This window comes from Thermodesulfovibrionales bacterium (genome assembly GCA_035622735.1).
Lineage (GTDB): Bacteria > Nitrospirota > Thermodesulfovibrionia > Thermodesulfovibrionales > UBA9159 > DASPUT01.
This window is the reverse complement of record DASPUT010000114.1, coordinates 1-16,045: the sequence shown is the minus strand read 5'-3', so window position 1 is coordinate 16,045 and position 16,045 is coordinate 1. Positions and strand designations below refer to the sequence as shown.

18 protein-coding genes are annotated in these 16,045 nt (G+C 52.6%); 15 read left to right on the top strand and 3 right to left on the bottom strand.

Features of this window, described 5'->3' with window-relative positions; genetic code table 11:
* Positions 1 to 323 (bottom strand): SPFH domain-containing protein (locus VEI96_06560; GenBank protein HXX57644.1); only part of this gene is annotated, 323 nt, incomplete at its 3' end.
* Position 324: 1 nt separating this feature from the next.
* Positions 325 to 1,626: a nodulation protein NfeD gene (locus tag VEI96_06555; protein HXX57643.1), complete on the bottom strand. Its 1,302-nt coding sequence runs from the start codon at positions 1,624 to 1,626 to the stop codon at positions 325 to 327.
* Between the two features lie 170 nt (positions 1,627 to 1,796).
* Here VEI96_06555 and trmFO point away from each other — a divergent pair, with 170 nt between their 5' ends.
* Positions 1,797 to 3,110, top strand: a complete 1,314-nt coding sequence (trmFO, locus tag VEI96_06550) for a methylenetetrahydrofolate--tRNA-(uracil(54)-C(5))-methyltransferase (FADH(2)-oxidizing) TrmFO (GenBank protein ID HXX57642.1) — start codon at positions 1,797 to 1,799, stop codon at positions 3,108 to 3,110.
* The gene (gene xerA / locus VEI96_06545) at positions 3,107 to 3,985 is read left to right on the top strand and encodes a site-specific tyrosine recombinase/integron integrase (protein HXX57641.1); all 879 of its coding nucleotides are present in this window, start codon (positions 3,107 to 3,109) and stop codon (positions 3,983 to 3,985) included. The genes trmFO and xerA overlap by 4 nt, the downstream gene beginning before the upstream one ends.
* A gap of 43 nt (positions 3,986 to 4,028) precedes the next feature.
* Here xerA and dtd read toward each other — a convergent pair whose 3' ends face one another.
* Positions 4,029 to 4,484 carry a D-aminoacyl-tRNA deacylase gene (dtd, locus tag VEI96_06540; protein HXX57640.1) on the bottom strand — a complete coding sequence of 152 codons (456 nt, stop codon included), beginning with the start codon at positions 4,482 to 4,484 and terminating at the stop codon, positions 4,029 to 4,031.
* A 178-nt stretch (positions 4,485 to 4,662) separates the two neighbouring features.
* On the opposite strand from dtd, the gene hslV reads away from it, so the two are divergent.
* The 13 genes from hslV to VEI96_06475 all read left to right on the top strand — a co-directional run.
* Positions 4,663 to 5,190 (top strand): ATP-dependent protease subunit HslV, encoded by a 528-nt coding sequence (gene hslV / locus VEI96_06535; protein ID HXX57639.1) that lies wholly within the window; start codon positions 4,663 to 4,665, stop codon positions 5,188 to 5,190.
* Between the two features lie 150 nt (positions 5,191 to 5,340).
* Entirely contained in the window at positions 5,341 to 6,675 is a 1,335-nt protein-coding gene (gene hslU, locus VEI96_06530) for an ATP-dependent protease ATPase subunit HslU (protein ID HXX57638.1), read from the top strand.
* An 89-nt stretch (positions 6,676 to 6,764) separates the two neighbouring features.
* Positions 6,765 to 7,418: a septal ring lytic transglycosylase RlpA family protein gene (locus tag VEI96_06525; GenBank protein HXX57637.1), complete on the top strand. Its 654-nt coding sequence runs from the start codon at positions 6,765 to 6,767 to the stop codon at positions 7,416 to 7,418.
* 83 nt (positions 7,419 to 7,501) lie between these two features.
* The gene (waaF, locus tag VEI96_06520; protein ID HXX57636.1) at positions 7,502 to 9,016 is read left to right on the top strand and encodes a lipopolysaccharide heptosyltransferase II; all 1,515 of its coding nucleotides are present in this window, start codon (positions 7,502 to 7,504) and stop codon (positions 9,014 to 9,016) included.
* A 1-nt stretch (position 9,017) separates the two neighbouring features.
* Positions 9,018 to 10,070, top strand: a complete 1,053-nt coding sequence (waaF, locus tag VEI96_06515) for a lipopolysaccharide heptosyltransferase II (GenBank protein ID HXX57635.1) — start codon at positions 9,018 to 9,020, stop codon at positions 10,068 to 10,070.
* 273 nt (positions 10,071 to 10,343) lie between these two features.
* A complete protein-coding gene (locus VEI96_06510; protein ID HXX57634.1) occupies positions 10,344 to 10,616 on the top strand; it encodes a hypothetical protein in 273 nt (90 codons plus the stop codon).
* Positions 10,617 to 10,641: 25 nt separating this feature from the next.
* Positions 10,642 to 10,809, top strand: a complete 168-nt coding sequence (locus VEI96_06505; GenBank protein HXX57633.1) for a hypothetical protein — start codon at positions 10,642 to 10,644, stop codon at positions 10,807 to 10,809.
* Between the two features lie 34 nt (positions 10,810 to 10,843).
* Positions 10,844 to 11,146 (top strand): DsrE family protein, encoded by a 303-nt coding sequence (locus VEI96_06500; GenBank protein HXX57632.1) that lies wholly within the window; start codon positions 10,844 to 10,846, stop codon positions 11,144 to 11,146.
* Between the two features lie 63 nt (positions 11,147 to 11,209).
* Complete coding sequence (locus VEI96_06495) at positions 11,210 to 11,707, top strand: rhodanese-like domain-containing protein (protein ID HXX57631.1); 498 nt, start codon at positions 11,210 to 11,212, stop codon at positions 11,705 to 11,707.
* 230 nt (positions 11,708 to 11,937) lie between these two features.
* Entirely contained in the window at positions 11,938 to 12,942 is a 1,005-nt protein-coding gene (locus tag VEI96_06490) for a rhodanese-like domain-containing protein (protein ID HXX57630.1), read from the top strand.
* A gap of 141 nt (positions 12,943 to 13,083) precedes the next feature.
* On the top strand, positions 13,084 to 13,362 hold the full coding sequence (locus tag VEI96_06485) for a hypothetical protein (protein ID HXX57629.1): 279 nt from the start codon (positions 13,084 to 13,086) through the stop codon (positions 13,360 to 13,362).
* Between the two features lie 51 nt (positions 13,363 to 13,413).
* On the top strand, positions 13,414 to 15,204 hold the full coding sequence (locus VEI96_06480; protein ID HXX57628.1) for a glycosyltransferase family 39 protein: 1,791 nt from the start codon (positions 13,414 to 13,416) through the stop codon (positions 15,202 to 15,204).
* A gap of 266 nt (positions 15,205 to 15,470) precedes the next feature.
* Positions 15,471 to 16,045, top strand: a 575-nt coding sequence (locus VEI96_06475; protein ID HXX57627.1) for a YeeE/YedE thiosulfate transporter family protein, incomplete at its 3' end; no start/stop codon positions are given.

Here is a 16,045-nt window from a genome sequence, read left to right as displayed (position 1 = left end):
TCCTCGACCGCCGTGATCGCCTTAATAGGGTCGATCACCCTGAAATAGACTACCGCGTTCACCTTCACGGTGATATTGTCCTTCGTGATTATGTCCTGGGCGGGGACATCGAAGGTGACGGTCCTGAGGCTCACCCTTACGAGTTTGTCGATGATCGGCCAGATGATGACGAGTCCGGGCCCCTTCACCGGGATAATCCGCCCGAGCCTGAATACAACGCCTCTCTCATATTCCTTGAGGATCTTGATGGCACTAGACAGAAAATAGAGGAAAAGGAATACGACAAACAGGAAACCCATGAAAGATGGTGCTAACACCGGCATGTTATTCTCCTTTCTTACGGACCTTTAATTTTAATCCTCGTACCTCGTCTATTACGATTGTATCATCTTTGGCGATGGGACTATCGGAATAGGCTGACCAGATTTCTCCATGAACGGACACCATTCCTCCGTCCTTTGTAATAGTCGTCTTAGCAACGCCTTCGGAAGCGAGAAGTTCTTCCCGTCCGGTGACAGGCTTTTTCCGGTATGCCTTCAAGGCGAGGCCGATGATGAGGGTAAAGAAGAGCGCGGTGACGATAACCGCAGGGAGTATCAGGTATAAGGACAATCGCATGAAGGGGCCGGGAGATTCAAAGAGCATGAGAGAACCGATGGTCATCGCGATCACCCCTCCCAGGGTGAGGACCCCGTGAGAAGTGATCTTCACTTCGAGGATGAAGAGGATGATGGCGAAGATGATGAGCAGGACTCCTGCATAATTGACCGGAAGAGTCTGGAATGCATAGAAGGCGAGAATGAGACATATCCCCCCCATGATTCCCGGGAATACTGCACCGGGGTTAGTGAGTTCGAAGAAGAGTCCGTAAAAACCGAGTAACATGAGGATATAAGCAACATTGGGATCGCTTATGAGGTTCAGGATCTTCAGCCTGAGACTCATTTCTTCCCGTATGACGGCCGCATTCTTTGTTTTGAGAACCTTTACCCCGAATACGGTCTTGACTTCCTTTCCGTCTATTTCAGTGAGGAGCGAATTGATATCTTTTGCGATGAGGTCTATGACATGTACCCTCAAGGCATCATTCTCGGTGGCCGATACACTTTTCCTCACGGCATCTTCAGCCCATGCTGCGTTTCTGGCCTTTCTCTCTGCAAGGGATCTTATGTAAGCGGCTGCATCGTTCGTAGCCTTATCGGAGACGGTCTTATCCATTTTTTCACCGATCGTTACCGGATGGGCAGCACCGATATTCGTACCGGGAGCCATTGCAGCGATATGCGCCGCGAGGGTGATGAAGACCCCGGCTGATGCAGCCCGGGCACCGCTCGGCGCCACGAACACGACTACGGGGACTTCGCTCGAGACAATATCCTTCACCGTTTTTCTCATGGATGAATCGAGCCCTCCCGGCGTGTCAAGTTCGATGACAAGGACCTCTGCCTTTCTCTTGGCCGCCTGTTGAACACTCTTTCCGATGTATTCTGCCGATACCGGGTTGATGGCCCCGTTTATCGTTATGACCATCGCTTCTTTCTTTGCCTCATCTGAGAAAAGGAGAACGGGGGAAACCATGAGGGAGGAGATGATGATCATGAGCGGCAGGACTATCTTTCTTGCCATGTTGCATTATACCATACCCCTTACGCCGAAAAGGTTTGGAACAGCGCCGGACCGGATAGGATAGGGATCGGCCCGGATGCGATTTGTAGACGTGCAGAGGAGAGATACGGGACGCATGCAATGATGTGTTTCTTGAAAGAACCTGTTGTAGCGATATAGAATAAGATCGCATGGAGGAGTTGATCATTATAGGGGGAGGGCTTGCGGGGAGCGAGGCTGCGTGGCAGGCTGCCATGCGGGGCGTCAAGGTGACCCTCTGCGAAATGAGACCGGCGAGGACCACCGAGGCACACAAGACGGCGTTCCTGGCTGAGCTTGTCTGTTCCAACTCGTTCCGTTCGTCCGAACCGTTGAGCGCACCCGGACTTCTGAAGAGGGAACTTCAGGCTGCCGGCTCCCTCATTATGAAGGCTGCCGAAGTATCGCGTGTTCCGGCGGGAACGGCCCTCGCCGTGAACAGGGAGCTTTTTTCAGGATTCATAACGAACGCCATATCCTCCAGTCCCGGTATCACGGTAGCGAGAAAGGAGATCGAAGAGATACCGGATACCTGTGCGATTATCGCCACCGGCCCGTTGACGTCCCCTTCCATGACTGAAGCTCTGCGGCGTCTCATCGGACAGAATTACCTCTTCTTCTATGATGCTATTGCGCCCATCGTGAGCGCCGATAGCATAGATCGGGAAAAGGTCTACTTCGCATCGAGGTACGGTAAGGGGGGCGATGATTATATCAATTGCCCCATGTCCGAGAAAGAATATACGGCATTCCATAAGGCTGTTCTCGATGCGGACAAGGTTGGGGTCAGGGACTTTGAGGACTCGAAGGTCTTTGAAGGCTGCATGCCGGTGGAAGTGATGGCCTTACGCGGCAGGGATACCCTGAGGTTTGGCCCGATGAAGCCCGTCGGTCTTTCCGATCCGAAAACGGGAAGAGAGCCCTATGCCGTCGTGCAGCTGAGGCCGGAGAATAACGAAAAGACGGCATATAATATGGTCGGTTTTCAGACGCGCCTTACCTGGCCCGCTCAGAAGGAGGTCTTCAGTCTCATCCCCGGGCTTGAAGGTGCGGAGTTTCTGAGGTTGGGAAGCCTCCACCGGAACACCTTTATTAATTCTCCCCTTCTCCTCGGAAAGGATCTCTCGTTGCGGATGAGAGAATCGGTCTTTATCGCGGGACAGATAACCGGCGTGGAGGGTTATCTGGAATCTACAGCCATGGGCCTTGTTGCGGGGATAAATGCCGCGAGGCGGATACAGGGGAAAGAATCGGTCGCAGTTCCGGTGACGACGGCTCACGGTTCTCTCATGCGACATATAACGTCACCGGTCAGAGAGTTCCAGCCGACGAACATAAATTTCGGACTCTTCCCTTCCCTTGGCCCCGAACAAGCAGGGATCAGAGACAAGAAACTGAAAAAGAAGGCAATTGTCGAGCGTGCCGGTGAGGATTGGGAGGGATACGTGAAGCGGGTAGGGCAATGAACGAGCATATCGAAAAATTTCTTCGCTACCTCGAGACGGAACGGGGAGCCTCGGAACATACGATCAGGTCTTATCGGAAAGACCTCGAGACATTCCTTGCATATGTTCAATCCGGGATAGAATCTCTTGAGGCGATCGACGTGAGAGGATTTGTTGCTTGGCAGATTACGAAGGGCCTGAGCAAGACTACTGCCGGCCGGAGGCTCGCGACCATCCGGTCATTATTCAGGTTTCTCCATAGGGAGGGGTATGTGAAGGTCAATCCGGCACGGCTCGTCACGACACCGAAAAAGGCTCAGCTGCTTCCGAAATTTCTTACCGTGGACGACGTGTTTTCCCTCGTCGAGAAACCCGGGGGCATTGGTTTTCTCCCTGCGAGGGACAGGGCGATTCTCGAACTTCTCTATTCAAGCGGGCTCAGGGTCAGCGAACTTGCCGGACTGAATCAGGACGATCTCAATGTCAGGGAAGGTCTCCTTAAGGTCAGGGGAAAGGGAAAGAAGGAACGGATAGCGCCCATCGGAAGAAAGGCCCTTGACGCGGTGAGGGCCTATATGATCGAGCGCGTTCTCCTCAAGAGGAAGGAGAGGGCCTTCTTCCTGAACCGGCGAAGTACGCGTCTGACGGAACGCGGTGTGAGGCGTATCGTCGTCAAATACGCGAAGACCGTCCTGCTCGACGGCAGGATAGGTCCCCATACTCTCAGGCATACCTTTGCGACCCATCTCCTCCAGGGAGGTGCTGATCTGCGGGTGATTCAGGAGTTGCTCGGCCACGCGTCCCTTTCGACAACCCAGAAATACACGCATCTCGATGTAAGCCATCTCATGGATATTTACGACAAGGCCCATCCCTTTGCGCAGAAAGAAGAATGAAAGGGATCCCGTAATAATCGGCCCTCAAGAGTCATGTCCTTCCTTAACCGCACCTTACCGTTTTTGAATCGAGAAGAAAGGTTACCGGCCCGTCATTCATTGAGTTCACCTGCATCGAAGCACCGAATCTTCCCATCGAAACAGGTATCCCCGTCTCCCTCAGTTTCTGGAGGAAGGCTTCATAGAGTTCTTCTGCCCTCTCCTGCATTTCCGCACAGTCGAAAGATGGACGGTTGCCTCTTCTCCAATCCGCAGAAAGCGTAAACTCGGAAATTACGAGGAGGCTTCCCTCAATATCACGGAGAGAAAGGTTCATCCTGCCTTCTCTGTCATCGAATATTCTGAGGCTTGTCGCCTTTCTCACGAGATAATCGATGTCCGCTGATCCGTCACCTTTCTCCACACCCACGAAGAGAAGAATGCCCCTTCCGATATGTCCGATGATCTTGTCGCTTACCGTCACGGATGCCTCCGAAACCCTCTGTATGAGCGCCTTCATATTGCCTGAAACGTAGCCTACTCGGGCGAAGAAAGTCAATCGTGCTTCTTGCGAGAAGATCGCTGCGTTGAGCAGTTAACGGCCCTCGGTTGTCTCGTTGGCCTTTGCAGCCTATAATGTAATGACAAGCGGAGTCTCTATTGTGTAGAATACGGAAGCGTCAAAAAGAGAGGTGACGATGTTTCATGCGACAACGATACTCTGTGTGAGACGGAACGGAAAGGTCGCGATCGGCGGCGACGGTCAGGTGACCTTCGGGAACACGGTTCTCAAGCAGAATGCGAAAAAGATCCGGCGGATGTTCAGCGATAGGGTCGTGGCGGGTTTTTCGGGCGCAACGGCCGACGCCTTCACCCTCTTCGAAAAATTTGAGGGCAAACTCGAGTCATACAGAGGCAACATCACAAGGGCCTCCGTTGAACTCGCAAAAGACTGGCGTACAGACAAGGTCTTGAGAAGACTTGAGGCATTGTTGATCATTTCAGACTGTGAGCATATGTTCATAATCTCGGGAACGGGAGACGTCATCGAACCTGAGGGAGGAATTGCGGCCATCGGTTCAGGCGGCCCCTTTGCCCAGGCGGCGGCATCGGCCCTTTACGACAACACGGAATTGTCTGCAAGGGAAATCGTAGAAAAGGCGATGGAGATTGCAGCTTCCATATGTATCTATACGAACAGGAACATCACGATTGAAGAATTATAGGCTCGCCCCGTTTCCAGAGGGGAATTCTTTTTCTTCTCCCGCGAAGAAGGAGGAAGGGGCTCGAACAAGGTATCCCTGAGGGGACCGCTTCACGGATAAGAGATTTACAAGGGGAGGAGGCTCCCCGTTTTTGAAGGAGACATGCCTTTTATGGATCAACTCACTCCGAGCAGGATCGTCGAAGAACTTGACCGGTATATCATCGGTCAGCAGAAGGCCAAGAAGGCCGTTGCCATCGCACTTCGGAACAGATGGCGGCGCCAGAGGCTTTCTCCTGACATACGCGATGAGGTGTTGCCGAAGAATATCATCATGATAGGGCCGACGGGGGTCGGAAAGACCGAGATTGCGCGGAGACTCGCCCGCCTCGCGAATGCGCCGTTTCTCAAGGTCGAGGCTTCAAAGTTTACGGAGGTCGGTTATGTCGGACGTGATGTGGAGTCGATGATACGGGACCTCGCCGAGATTTCGATTAATATGGTGAAGACCCTCCACATGGGGAAGGTTCAGGAGAAGGCGAAGACGCTGGCGGAAGACAGGTTGCTTGATTATCTCCTTCCTCCCCGTACGGTGAGAAGTGCGGGTACCGACGAAGAGAAAGAGAAATACCGTCAGACCCGCGAGAGGCTGCGGCAACAACTCCTCGACGGCAGGCTCGATTCCCGGTATGTCGATATAGAGGTGAAAGAGAGGACGATGCCCTTTGGCGTTGTCTCCAATGTCGGCCTCGAAGACCTCGAGATTAATCTCAAGGAGATGCTCGGGAATTTCCTGCCCGAGAAAGCAAAGAGAAAGAAGATGCGGGTGCCCGAGGCGCTGGAACTCCTCGTTCAGGAAGAGGCAAACAAACTCATCGATATGGATAAGGTCAAGAAGGAGGCGATCGAGAACGTCGAGCAGACAGGAATCGTCTTCATCGACGAGATAGACAAGGTGGCGAGCCGGGGTTCTTCCTATGGTCCGGATGTTTCTCGGGAGGGCGTGCAAAGGGATCTCCTGCCGATTGTCGAGGGCTCTACCGTGACGACAAAGCACGGACCGGTCCGCACCGACCATATCCTCTTTATCGCATCAGGTGCGTTTCACATGACGAAACCGTCCGACCTTATCCCCGAACTTCAGGGAAGGTTCCCGATCAGGGTTGAGCTCGAACCCCTCGGGAAGGATGAGTTCATTCGTATCCTCAGAGAGCCATACAATGCCTTGACGAAACAGTATACGGCCTTATTGGCTACGGAGGATGTGGAAATTGAATTCACCGGTGACGCCGTCGAAGAGATTGCGGGTATAGCCGCCGCCGTGAATGAGAAGACAGAAAATATCGGTGCGAGGAGGCTCCATACGGTGTTGGAGAAACTCCTCGAGGACATCTCTTTCGAAGCGCCCGAGAGAACGGACGGAAGGCTTGTCATAGACAGGGAGTATGTGAGGGTGAAACTTGCTGACATCGTGAAGGATGAGGACCTCAGCAGGTATATTCTCTGAGACGCCATCCCCGTGTACTGTTCTATCGTCTTTTTCGGCATAGCCTGCTTACTTCGCGAAAGGGGTATGGCAAGAAGAGGGCTGAGACGTTGGTCTTCTTTCGCTACTGCTGTCCCCTGTCTCTAGCGCTTCTTCTCGTTCTCTCCTGCAGCCCTACCCGTTACGAAACCTATAGAGAACCGTCCACCGCCGTTGCATCGTGGTATGGCCCCGAGTTTCATGGCAAGCCGACTGCGTCAGGGGAACGGTTCGATATGCATGCGCTGACCTGCGCCCACAGAGAACTCCCCTTCGGCGCGATGATAAGGGTGACAAATGTGTCGGGTGATAAATCGGTTGAGTGCACGGTGAACGACAGGGGACCCTTTGCCTCGGGAAAGGACATTGATCTCTCCTATGCCGCTGCGAAAGAGATCGGCCTAGTCGGTTCCGGCACGGCGAGGGTGACCATCGAGTATCTTGGACGTGACCCGCGATATGTGAACGAAGTGCGCTCCGTGTCATCGATCGGTCCGTTCACGATTCAAGTCGGCTCCTTTCAGAGGCAGGATTATGCGGGACGCCTGAAGTCGGCGCTTGATCTGAAATATGGTTCCGTGTACATCGTGGAGACAGTGATCAGCGGTGCGACACATTACAGGGTTCGGATCGGGAAATTCCCGGTGAGAGAAGATGCCGTGAACCTTGCGAAGAGACTGGCAGAGGAGGGATACAGTCCGATCATCATGCATTACGACGAATAGATTTCCTGCGACCATCCGCTCCGGGGCGGGCATGATGCAGGTTGCGGCGCCTCCCGCTCACCCTTTGTGTTAGAGTAGAAACGATGGAGAAGATCCTTGTCAGGGGAGTAAACTGGATCGGAGATGCGGTGATGACGGTACCCGCAGTGAAGTCGCTTCGGGAGGCGTATCCGGATTCCGAGATCAGCATGCTGCTGAAGCCCTCTGTGGCGCCCCTCTTTGAGAAGGACCCTCGTATCGATGAGATAATCCTCTACGAAGAACGCTATCGGGGCATCGGAAAGCTCTGGCTTTCCTACCTGTTGAGGAAGCGGGACTTCTCGAAGGCGATCCTCTTCCAGAATGCCTTTGATGCGGCATTGCTAGCGTTCCTCGCCGGAGTTCCCGAAAGGATCGGATATGACCGGGACGGGAGAGGCATTCTCCTTACGAAGAGGATCCCCTGCGATGACGATGACCGAAAGATTCACCATATACGGTACTACCTGAACCTCCTCGAAGCTGCAGGGATTCGGTCAAACTATTCGGACCCCTGGATTTATCTCTCCCTCGACGAAAGACTCTCTGCGCGGAAGACGCTGTCTCCCCTCAAGGGGCCGATTCTCGGGATAAACCCCGGAGCTGCGTACGGGTCGGCGAAACGGTGGTTCCCGGACAGGTTTGCCGAAGTTGCCAACTGGTTTATCAAGGATACCCGGGGAAGCGTAGTCGTTTTTGGGGGGAAGCATGAAGTCGAGACTGCGCAGGAAATCAATAAGCTGATCAGGGATCAAGAGGGGGATTCCCCCGTGCTGAATCTGGCGGGGACCACATCGTTGAGGGAGCTCCTCTCTCTCTTATCGGAATGCGACGTCCTTGTCACGAACGATTCGGGGCCGATGCATATAGCGTATGCTGTTGGAACGCCTCTCGTCGCTGTCTTCGGCTCTACCGATCCCGTATTAACCGGTCCGGCAGGCGAGGGCCACGTTGTTTTAAACGCGGGTCTTTCCTGCGGCCCCTGTTTTGAGCGGGTCTGCGGCGATGAGGATATGAGATGTATGTACGCGATCTCGTCAGAGGATGTCTACCATGGAATCTGCGAACTGTTGCCTCGCAGGAGAGCTGTTTTCTTCGATAGAGATGGAACGTTATGCAGGGACGTGGGGTATCTCCGTATCTGGGATGATTTTTCCGTTCTCCCAGGCGTCGACGGCCTCTCGACGCTGAAAGAAAAGGGGTTCGTCCTGATCGGTGTTTCGAACCAGTCCGGAATTGCGCGGGGAATCGTCGATGAGCACTTCGTCAGAGAAGTTAACGAGGCGTTTATCGGTAGGTATGGATTTGATGCGTTCTATTTCTGCCCTCACCATCCTGACGAGCACTGCTCCTGCAGAAAACCAGAGCCGGGAATGGCGTTGCGCGCACGGAACAAATACGGAATCGCTCTGAAGGAGTCCTTTGTCGTCGGGGACAAAGAGAGCGACCTCCTCCTTGCGAAGGCCATCGGCGCGAAGGCCATTCTCGTCACGACGGGAGAGGCAGAGAGATCTCAGTATGCTGATTTCACCGCCCGGAGCCTTAGAGAAGCGGTCGATTATATTATGCTGGAGACATAGCGTGAGGACTTCGAAGCCATCACTCGCTGCTGCCTTCCCTGACAGCCTCGCAAAGATACTCATCATAAAACCGAGTTCCCTCGGCGATATCATCCACAGTCTGCCGTTCCTCGATGCGATGAAACAGAGGTTCCCCGAAGCTGAACTGCACTGGGTCGTCGCGAAGGGTTTTGAAGGCATACTTGAAGGCCATCCCCTTATCGGGCGTATATGGGTTATCAACAAGGACGCATGGAAGAAGATAACGAAGGTGACGACCTCTGCCCTGGAACTGCGGCGCCTCTTCAGGAACCTGAGGGCCGAGAAGTTCGATTGTGCCGTCGACCTTCAGGGGCTCTTCAGAAGCGGCGTTATAGCGCGGGCTTCAGGTGCACCGGTCCGGGTCGGTTTTCAGGAAGCCCGGGAGGGCAGCTCCATCTTCTATACCCACAGGGTCGCCGGGGGCAGGGATATTCACGCAGTCGACCGGTATCTGAAGGTTGCCGCGTTTTTCGGATGCGATATATCCCGCGTGCGGTTCCCTCTTCCGCCTTCGAGAGGGACACTGGCACAGGCGGTTCCTTTTCTGAATCTTTCCTGCCGCGGCTATGCTGTTGTGGTGCCGGGTGCTCGCGGAGCTGCGAAACGATGGCCCGCCGTGAGGTTCGGAAAGCTGACATCCATGCTGCCCATGAAAAGCGTGGTCATCGGCAGTCGGGGCGATGTGGCCCTCGCCGATGAGGTGGTTGCGGCTTCGAAGGGCAGGGCGGTATCCGTCGCCGGTAAAACGGACCTCAGGGAACTCATGGAGATTATCCGATGCGCTCAATTCATGGTCTGCAATGATACAGGACCGATGCATATCGCGTCCGCACTCGGTGTCCACGTATTCGGACTCTTCGGGCCTACCAGCGCGGTGAGGACGGGCCCGTATGGCGCTGCCAACACCATCGTGAGGGCAACCGTTCCCTGCGCCCCCTGTTTCAGGAAGAACTGTAGAACCAGGGAGTGCATGGACATGATCGGAGTGAACGAAGTTAAGGACGTGATCGACAAATTTCTCGTGGGCAGGTGAGCGTCGGATGAAACAACCGACCTGGGCACGTCTGTTTTTTTACTCGCTCTTGGCGGCATCCGGTGGGATAGAGCGGCTTAGCCAAGAGAAAGGCTTTTATTCATAAGCCATATTTATTATTTGATAAGGCTTTTTAATTGTCTTTTTGCCACAGTTTTCATTATATTTTTTTATATCTTGCTTGGGTTGGACATGGAGCGAGGCTTCTTTTTTATCGTATCCTTCACTCTGAACGGCTTGTGAAGAACCGACATTTACATATGGGAGGCAACTATGGCGAAGAAGATTGCTGTACTCGTCAGAGACAGGCAGGGTGAAGCCCTGAGGATGGCGGTTGGAATAACCCTCCTTGACGATGTGATTGACGTCTATGTGCTGGACAGGAAGGTTGAAGAGAATGAGGAGAATGCACTCAACCTGGAAACGATAAGAGATATGGAGATGAAACTCTATACGAATTACAAAGGCAATGAGGGAATGGAATACCTTTCGACCGAAGAAATAGCACGGAAACTTCCCGAATACGACGGCGTCGTAGCCTACTAGGTGATAGCGAGGATGAGGTGATGTCATGAAAATTCTTTACCTTCTCAGAGAAGAACCCGATGCAACGGGAAAGAAGATTATCGAAGAACAGAAGAAATCGCACGAGGTTACGGTTCTGAATCTGCGGGAAAACAGGAACTACGACCAGATCGTGGATCTTATCGCTTCCCATGACAGGACGATCTCGTGGTAGATCGCGAATACGATTCATACGGGAGGGAACGAAGATGAAACTGGGTATCCTGGTGAATTCTGACAAACATGCTCAGGACGTTGTGGGGATCGCGAAGGCGGCGCTCGCCAAGGGACACGAAGTTACCATATTCAATATGGACGCCGGCACAAAGCTGCTCGGAGATCCGACATTCTCGACGCTCTGTCAGATGCAAGGCGTTTCGATGAGTTTCTGCGATCACAGTGCCAAGAATTGGGACATTTCCAAGGAGGGGATCCCCCAGGATATTGTCTGCGGCAGCCAGTATAATCACGCGGCAATGATCCACGAGGCAGACAGGATTATCGTCCTTTAGGCGTCGGTGAAGGGGCAACTGAGTTGTTCCGGATAGAATATCGTACAAAAGGAGGAGTGGTTCATGAAAAGATTCTTGGGTTATGGAATAGCAGCAATCCTTGCGATCGTTCTGGTCCTTCCGGCCTATGGGGCCGATGAATGGGTGAAGAAATTCAATGAAGTCCTCATGAAAGGGCCTGCGGAGGGCCACTGGCAGGTGAAGCCCGACGATGTCGATGCCTGGATGAAGGCGAAGAAGACGGATTTTGTGATCATCGATGTGAGACCGAATCCCCCCGGGCAGCAGGGCGGACGCATACCCGGCTCCGTGTATATCCCCTACAGTGAAATATTGAAGGCCGAGAATCTCAAGAAACTCCCCAAGGACAAGAAGGTCATCCTTGTGTGTGTGACCGGTCAGACCCAGAACCTTCCTATCGTTGCCTTACGGGTCCTCGGATACGACGCCCGGACCATGCAGTTTGGTCATTCCGCCTGGATCAAGGATTATCTCGGCGCCCATCTGATGCAGCAGGCCATACAAAACGCGGCAGCAAAGAATTTTCCGGTAGAGAAGTAACATCCACTCCCAGTCAGGAGGCGCCGTGAGGCGCCTCCTGACTGTCAAGAGCTGCTTCTGCCTTTCATATTCCTGTCTCACGGTCCCTGTGGAGTCTTATTGCATTTCTCCCCCGTTGCACGATATTATTGTCACAGGCAGGTCAGGAAGGATCTTACTCGGATGCTTATCGGTTTCCGATGGAAGTTCTTGCTCAGGCGACAATGTCAAAAAACGAGAGGGAGGTCTCAATGCTTAAAGGCTTGACAGCGAAAACGTCAAAGGGTCGGGCTATGATATTGCTTCTTGTTGGTGGAATCCTGCTCTCGCTCGCAGGCATTGCGGAGAGCTTAGAGTATGCGAATCCGGGCCTGCTGGCGGACGTGAATGTTGTCGCCGAAAGTATGGGAAGATCTGACTGGGTCGTTATTGACTGCCGGGATGAGTATGCGTTTGCCTCCGGCCATATTCCCGGCGCAATAAACCTCGGTGGAGCCTGTGGCAAGGTTCTTAGAGATCCTACTTTCCGGCTAAAGAAGACCGAAGAACTCGAAAAGATTCTGGGCAATGCCGGCGTGAGTGCTGACATGCATGTCGTTGTCTATGCCGACGCCAAACTCATAACCGGTGCCTCCGTTGCATTTTGGTGCCTCGAGTATCTCGGCCATAACAAAGTCCATTTTCTGAACGGCGGCATAGAGGCGTGGGTGGAAGCCGGGAAGCCTCTCGATAAGACCGAGAAAAAGCTGCCTCCGGCAGCGTTCAAGGCGAAGGTTGTGAAGGACAGGACAGCGTCGACCGATGAAGTGGTGAAGGTCGCAAAGGGTGAAAGCAAGAATGTGAATGTGATCGATTCGAGAACGGAGAAGGAACATAATGGCGCAGATATCAGGGCACTCAGAGGGGGGTATATTCCAAATACGACATTGAATGTGTCCCATGTGAAGACCTACGATGTGGAGAGCGGGAAGATCCATACGATGGATGATCTCGAATCAATTTTCGGCGGACTCGATAAGAGCAGGCGTACCATCGCCTATTGTCAGACGGGGACCCGAGCTGCTCTGACCTATTTGGTGTTGCGATTGATGGGATTTAACGATCCGGCAAATTACGACGAGTCCTGGATCGTCTACGGCAGCAACGTAAATTACCCTGCTGCTAGCGAGAACTGGTATGACTTTGTTCGGGCCAACGATGCGATAAGGTCTATCGAGGAATTGAAGAACGCAGTGGAGGAGTTAAAGAAACGGTGAGACGGGAGACTCCTGTCAGTTTCGGGAATGGTGAAGCATAACGGGCATCAGGAGTCGAGTTGAGATTGTGTCATCCTCGTATGCGTCCACGGTTCGAGGTCTCAGGATATCGAAGTCTTTCGATGAAAAGGAGGTGAGGAGATGAAAAAGAAGATATTTTCTCCATTCTGTGCGGCAATGGTATTCGTCATGGCAGTCGCGGGAACGAGCTTTTCGTCACATAAGGAAGAGAAAGGGACCGTTCAGGGCGCGGTCGTGAAGATCGAAGCCGTGGAGTATGAGATGACCGTGAAAGACGATAAGGGCAAAGAGACAAAGGTGAGGGTGAAGGACGTCGCTGACATCAAGGTCGGCGATACCGTAATTATTAGAGACGGTAAAGCTACTAAGTCGATTAAGCCGAAGACGGGGGGCTATTAGCATTCTGCCGAGATACGCCCAGGACAGGAGCCCCTTGTCTTTCAAGACCTGGTGCCGTTTCAGGAGTGCGCGTTCGAGCCTCCTGGGGAAGGGGGGATTACCGCTATTACTTTTGAGCCGCATCGAGAGAAGATCTCTTCCGCTGTCCTGATCTCCCTGCTGACGCTTTCGGCCTTTGCCGTTCTCTTTGTCTTCCGATCAGCTGATGACAATAGGCTGACCTCCTGGCAGTGGGTTTTTGATGGCGTTGATGTAACCGAAATTTATCTCATTCTCCTTCTCGGTATAATTCTTTCCTATCTGCTCTCGAAGGTCTGGGTTCGCGTGCGACGCCCCGCTCTTGTCCTGTTTTCTCTCTCCTTCGCTGCCTCGGTCGTTTTCTGGTCTGAGCCCGAGGTGATTGTGGACACCGCAAGATACTTCACGCAGGCAAAAACCCTTGAGGTTTATGGAATCGGTCACTTTTTCAGAGAATGGGGCAGGGGCATTTCGGCCTGGACTGATCTGCCCCTTGTTCCTTTCCTGTACGGACTTATTTTCAAATTCGTTGGGGAAACGAGACTCTATGTCCAGATATTCACTACGGTCCTCTTCTCTCTGACGGTCATTCTCACGTACCGTATAGGGAAAATTCTCTGGAACGAAGAGACCGGCTTTTCTGCCGGGCTATTGCTCCTCGGAATCCCCTATGTCTTTACCCAGATACCGCTCATGCTTGTCGATATACCGACGATGTTTTTTTTGACTCTCTCCGTTTTTGCAGTTACGGAAGCCTTATGGTGTGGCAGCTCAGGCATGGTGGTGCTCTCGTCTTTTTCCCTGTTCCTATCTTTTTTTTCGAAATTTTCGACATGGCCGATGCTTTCGATCTTGGTAGTCATATTCCTGATTTGCCAAACCCGCATCGAGAATGCAGCGGCCGGGAGCTGCATGGGTAAAACCGCTGTGATAATAGCGCTGGCTTTACTCTCAGCGGGGACGGTCATTCTTCTTAAATTCGATGTCTTTTCTGAGCAGGTCAGACTCTTGATGCGGTATCAAGGACCGGGTCTCAGAAGATGGGGGGAGAGTTTCCTCTCCACCTTCTTTTTCCAGATACACCCCTTCATTACTTTTTCTGCTCTCTATTCCGCCTGGATCGCCTATAGGAGAAGAGACCCCAGGTATCTCATTATCAGCTGGGGGGTGATCCTCGTGATCCTGTTTCAGGTGAAGAGGATACGCTATATTCTCCCGCTATTTCCGATGATCGCATTAATGGCAGCCTACGGGTTGCAAGAGATTCGGGACAGGGAGGTTAAGAGATTTCTCATCTTCTGCATCCTCTTCTCATCAATCACCGTGGCGGGCTTTGCGTATCTTCCCTTTACGGAGAAGATGAGTGCGGTGAACCTGAAAATGGCGGGGGAGTTTCTCGACTCGCTGGAAGGGGAGACCGTGGAGGTCGCCACACTGCAGCGGGAAGGACAGATGATAAATCCCGCGGCCTTTGTTCCTATCCTGGATCTCTACACGCACAAAAAGATCCGGTACCGTGATGGCGGGTCTCTCTTCCCCGACAGGGAAGAAAGGGACAGTTCACCCCTGCGCTTCACGTGGGAGTATAAGAGCCCGGATTATTACGTCTGGGACAAGGATCTTCCGAAAAGGGGTATCCCGCTCGTTGTCATCGCAGGCGGAGAGACTGACATTCTTCCCGATTCCGTGGCGCAAAGAGTCGGGGGCTCGCCCTCAGTGAGAAGATTTCAGCGCGACGAAAACGTTTTTTCTGAGAAGACCTTCGTTACAATCTATGCGCCGGAGGGTGGTTTTCGGAACCGCCCAAAGATTAAAGAAAGATAGGGAAAAATTCAGCCGGAGGTTATGCCTTGTCACTCTGAAAATCAATAAGAATTTATTACGTATCGATTAATTTTTTTTATTTGACGATTCTGAACTCCATGTATTAGGGTTTAGACACCTTCTATAAGATAAAACACAAAAAAAGAGGGAAAATTGTCAGGAATAAGTGGGTGCTCCATTGCAGCTTGTCTATTCTGTTCTAGCTTGTCTATTCTGTCAGACCGAATGATAAGATAAGGAGAAGCTTAAAGGGGAGGTATCTAGGAATGGAAACGACTGACACCAAGGAAAGAGGGAATCAGATTTGGGCTTTCATCGTGACGGGTGCTCTCATCGTGATAAGCCTGATGTACTACAATGTAAACGTTTACTACATGTATCTCCTCGTGTACATCTGGTTCGGCTTTGCATACGGGATGATGCTTCAGTATGGACGGTTCTGTATGGCTTCTGCTTCGAGGGATCTTTTTGCGGCCGGTGTTCCGAGGATGGCGGTAGGCATTATGGTGGCGCTCATGTTTTTCAGCATCATCCAGGCGACACTTTCTGCAACGAGCATGAGCACCTTCCATCCGGCCCCCTTTGGCATTCATACCCTCATCTCGGGGGTAATCTTTGGAGTCGGAATGGTTCTTGCCGGCGGTTGTGCTTCCGGTTCCCTCTATAAGATCGGAGAAGGAAACGGGACTTCAATGCTCGCTATCCTCGGGATTTCATTCGGACAGGCGATATTCTCTGTTGTGCCGTGGTTTAACAGCATCATACCGCAATCATGGATCGATTCGGCGAAGGCGAAGGACCTTCCGGTCAGCCTCAATGCATCGTTCGACAAGTATCTTGC